Origin of the sequence: Nocardia brasiliensis IFM 10847 (assembly GCF_000710915.1) — a bacterium.
Taxonomy (GTDB): domain Bacteria; phylum Actinomycetota; class Actinomycetes; order Mycobacteriales; family Mycobacteriaceae; genus Nocardia; species Nocardia brasiliensis_A.
The window spans coordinates 1-3,859 of sequence record NZ_BAUA01000050.1; the positions used below are offsets into that span (position 1 = coordinate 1).

Here is a 3,859-nt window from a genome sequence, read left to right on the forward strand (position 1 = left end):
TGCCCGGCGCGGCGACCATCGGCATCGCGGCACCGTTGATCCTGGTGCTGCTGCGCTTCGGTCAGGGCTTCGCCGTCGGCGGCGAATGGGCGGGCGCGACCCTGCTCACCGCCGAGTACGCGCCGCCGGGCAAACGCGGTCTCTACGCGATGTTCCCGCAGATCGGTCCCGCGTTCGCATTCGCGTTGTCCAGCAGCACGTTTCTCATCACCGGCACCTTTCTCGGTGACACCGACGACGCCTTCCTCACCTGGGGCTGGCGCATCCCATTCGTGTTCTCGATCGTCTTGGTCGGCGTCGGGCTGTATGTGCGCTTGGTGATCGAAGAGACGCCGGTCTTCCGTGCGAACGCGACCGAGCGCGCGCTCGACACCGGGCCGGCGCGGCTGCCCTTCCTGGAGGCCTGGCGGCACCAGACCAAGGAGATTCTGCTGTCCGCAGGCGCTTTGGCCACCTTGTTCGCCTTCTTCTACATGGGCACCGCGTTCCTCACCAGTTACGGCACCAAGACGCTGGGGTTCAGCCGCCCGTTCGTGCTGACCGTCGGCATCGGTGCGGCGGTGATATTCGGTGCGGCGACCGTGCTTTCGGCCATCTACTCCGACCGGCTGGGCCGCCGCCGGGTCATCATGGCGTCGTCCGGGTTGGCCATCGTCTGGTCTCTGGTGCTGTTTCCCTTGCTGGACAGTGGATCTCGGCCCGCCTTCGTGCTCAGTGTGCTGACCACCCTGGCCATCTTCGGTGTCGCATACGGGCCGTGTGGCGCCCTGCTGCCGGAGATGTTCCGGACCCGTTACCGGTACACCGGCGCGGGTCTCGGCTACAACCTCGCAGGGGTGCTCGGCGGTGCGATCCCACCCCTGGTCGCCACGCCGCTCTCGTCGGCGTACGGCAGCAACGCGATCGGAGTCATGCTGGCCGGTCTGGCGGTATTGAGTTTCGGCTGCGCCAAGGCGCTGGTGGAGACCAAGGATCAGGCGCTGTAACCGCAGCGAATACCGAAGACCACACCTGACCGGTTTCGGGTGTGGTCTTCCACTGTGCGACAACGCCCTGCGGCGCTGAGCTGGTTACTTACCTGGACGTGCGCAACTCCCGCGGAAAGTGCGTACTTGTCCACGCTGGTCGCCTGCCTCGACACTGGCGGAGCACGAGGCCTCGAGCCTGTCTGATAGACAACGCAATTGGAGCGGCAATGACGCAACAGAGAACGCCCGTGACGGTGCTCGGCACCGGATCCATGGGTGCCGCGATCGCCGCGGCCTTCCTCGCGGCGGAACACCCCACCACCGTGTGGAACCGGAACCCGGAGCGCGCGGCGCCGCTCGTAGCCGCCGGCGCGCGGCAACACCTGCCGATCGCCGACGCCGTGGCCGCCAGCCCCCTGATCATCTCCGCCATGACCACGTTCGAGGCGACCAGGACAGCGCTGGCGGCCGCCGAAGCCGAGCTGGCGGGTCGCGTCGTAGTCACCACGAACAGCGGAATCCCTTCCGAAGCAAGGGAATTCGCGAGCTGGGTGACCGGACTGGGCGCGCGCTTCCTCGGTGGCGCGATCAAGAACGTGCCGTCGGCGATCGGCGCGCCCGACACCCTGCTGTACTTCGGCGGCGCGCAGGCGGTCTTCGCCGAGCACGCGGACACGCTGCGGGTATTGGGTGGGGAGGTGGTCCACCTCGGCGCCGAACCGGATCTCGCGGCGCTGTTCGAATCCGCGGTCGGCGCGACCCTGCTGCCCGCGCTGCTCGGATTCTTCGAGGGCGCGGCGATACTGGGCGGGCGGGGTATCCCGGCACGGTCGATGGTGCCGTACTCGATCAAGTGGCTACAGATGATCGAATCAATCCTGCCGGTCATCGCCGACGAGATCGACAGCAAGGACTACACCCGGCTCGGGTCGTCGATCGCGTTGTTCCACACCGCGATCGACGACGACGTGCGCCTCGCCCGGGAGTCCGGGGTGGACATGTCCTGGCACGGCCCGATGCACGAGCTCCTGCGCCGGGCGGTGGCCGACGGGCGGGGTGCGCAGAGCATCACCGCCCTGATCGAACTGCTGCGCACGGATCAGGGGCACCTCACGGTGTAGTCCCACTTGGTGCCGTTCGGGCCGGTGACGCGGACCATGACGGCGGTGGCGCTGCCCGCGGGCAGGCCGACCGTGATGGAGCCGGTGCCCTGATTGAGCTGGTCGCCGACATAACCCGTGGTGCGCACCAGCGCGCCCTGGTAGAAGACGTCGATCTTGTCCGGGATGTCGTAGGTCTCGTAGGCCAGAACGAAGGAGAGCGGGCCGCCGCGGCCGAGCTCGTGCATGGTGTCGGTGACGCCCGCGCCGCCGGATTTGGTCGACTGGTTGCAGCGCTGGGTGGGCGGCTGGGGCGTGCCGGGGCTGCTCCCGCTTCCGGCGCTACCACTACCGCTGCCGGTGTCCGAGCTGCCGGAGCTGCCTGTGCCCGGCGCGGCCGCGCCGGTCGCGGCCGCGACGGTCAGTGCCGCGGCCAAGGCGGCGGCCGCAGCCGCGCCGCGCAGGCCTGTACGACGAATCACACTCTGGCTCAACACGTTTCCTCCACCGAAGATTGATTTCGATTGCGCTGACCACGATGCCACCGGCGCGAGCCGGGGGATATCCGCCGTTCGGCGGACAGGTCGATGTCCGCGTTCGGTAGCGGTGGCGGGCCGAACTCGCGTCCATGACGTCAGCTCACGATCGACACGCGGGCGCACACGCCGGACGGGGGCCGTCTCTTGGGCGAGCATCTGCACCGGTTGGCGGCACTCTGATCTCCCGTTCGCGAATCCGCTACTGCGGCAACATGGGGATGCTGCTCGGCTCGGCCACGGCGACCAGCACGACGACGTCGGCGTAGGGGGCGTCGCCGTGCCCGAGGCGATGGGCGAAGCGTGCCATGGGAATTCGCCACCGGTACTTCGCGGCGATCTCGGACTCGACGTAGGGGAGCAGAGTGCCAGCGGTCACCAGCTGGGCCTGGCCCTGCCGCTGATGGGAGCCGAGGGCGGGTGTGCCGCGCCGGTCACCCGGCTGCACCAGCACGCGGCCGTCGCGGGCCAGCTGCTCGGCCTCGGCGGATTTCGACGACACCCGGAAGGCGAGCTGGGTATCGCCGATGGGAATGACCAGCCGTGGCACGGTCGTCAGCTGTCGCGGACCGGTAATCCTGGTCACCAGTACGGTTTTGGCGTCGCGCCATTCCGTCGCGGCAGCGGAATGACCACTGCGCCAGGGTGATTGCCCTCGGCTATCCGGTCGCGCGACCTGTCCGCTGTCGGCCGTCAGATCGACCAGGGTGTCTGTCATCGCGTTTGTTCCTTCCCCTGCGGAATTGCTGCTGAATCGGCGCGGGTCCCGGCGAAGCGCGCTCCCCGCATTCATCAGCCGTACCCCGCGGATCGCCGGTCAATCGTGTTCGATCACCGTTGCCGCCGGAGGAAGCCGCTGGGCCGGCCAACTGGCGTCGGAAGTCGTTGTGGCCGCGACATTCCGCCCGGACACGGTTGTTGCCGCCGAGGGCAGGATCGACCCCGGCGGCAACAACGCGGCGGCGCGGCCGAATGCTGTGGGGTAGGGCTCGCGCCAGGTCAGCCGGGCGAAAGCAGCTGACCGGAACCAGGCTATGACGTGTGCGCGGCTGCGGGCAGAGTCGTTCGTCCCCGCTGTGGCGGACCTTCGGTCCGGCGTCGCCGCCGCGCAGGCCCACCACGGTTGGGGACGAAGGTCATCTGGCGGGTTGCCAAAAGTCATTTCCTTTGTACGGAGGGTGTTTTCGGGGGAGTTCCGGTGTTTACGGTCGGGTTCGGCCGTGTGATTCGCGGACCGACGGCGACCTACGCCGAG

4 protein-coding genes are annotated in these 3,859 nt (G+C 68.4%); 2 read left to right on the forward strand and 2 right to left on the reverse strand.

Annotated elements, in window-relative coordinates:
• On the forward strand, nucleotides 1–986 hold a 986-nt coding region (locus NBRGI_RS11065), incomplete at its 5' end, for an MFS transporter (RefSeq protein WP_029895185.1).
• A gap of 209 nt (nucleotides 987–1,195) precedes the next feature.
• Nucleotides 1,196–2,089 (forward strand): NAD(P)-dependent oxidoreductase, encoded by an 894-nt coding sequence (locus tag NBRGI_RS11070; RefSeq protein ID WP_029895186.1) that lies wholly within the window; start codon nucleotides 1,196–1,198, stop codon nucleotides 2,087–2,089.
• On the opposite strand, the gene NBRGI_RS11075 is transcribed toward NBRGI_RS11070, so the two are convergent.
• Together NBRGI_RS11075 and NBRGI_RS11080 are read right to left on the reverse strand one after the other, a co-directional pair.
• Nucleotides 2,068–2,562: a hypothetical protein gene (locus tag NBRGI_RS11075; RefSeq protein ID WP_235210915.1), complete on the reverse strand. Its 495-nt coding sequence runs from the start codon at nucleotides 2,560–2,562 to the stop codon at nucleotides 2,068–2,070. The genes NBRGI_RS11070 and NBRGI_RS11075 overlap by 22 nt on opposite strands.
• Nucleotides 2,563–2,806: 244 nt before the next feature.
• Nucleotides 2,807–3,322: a hypothetical protein gene (locus tag NBRGI_RS11080; protein ID WP_051727662.1), complete on the reverse strand. Its 516-nt coding sequence runs from the start codon at nucleotides 3,320–3,322 to the stop codon at nucleotides 2,807–2,809.
• Nucleotides 3,323–3,859 lie beyond the last annotated feature (537 nt).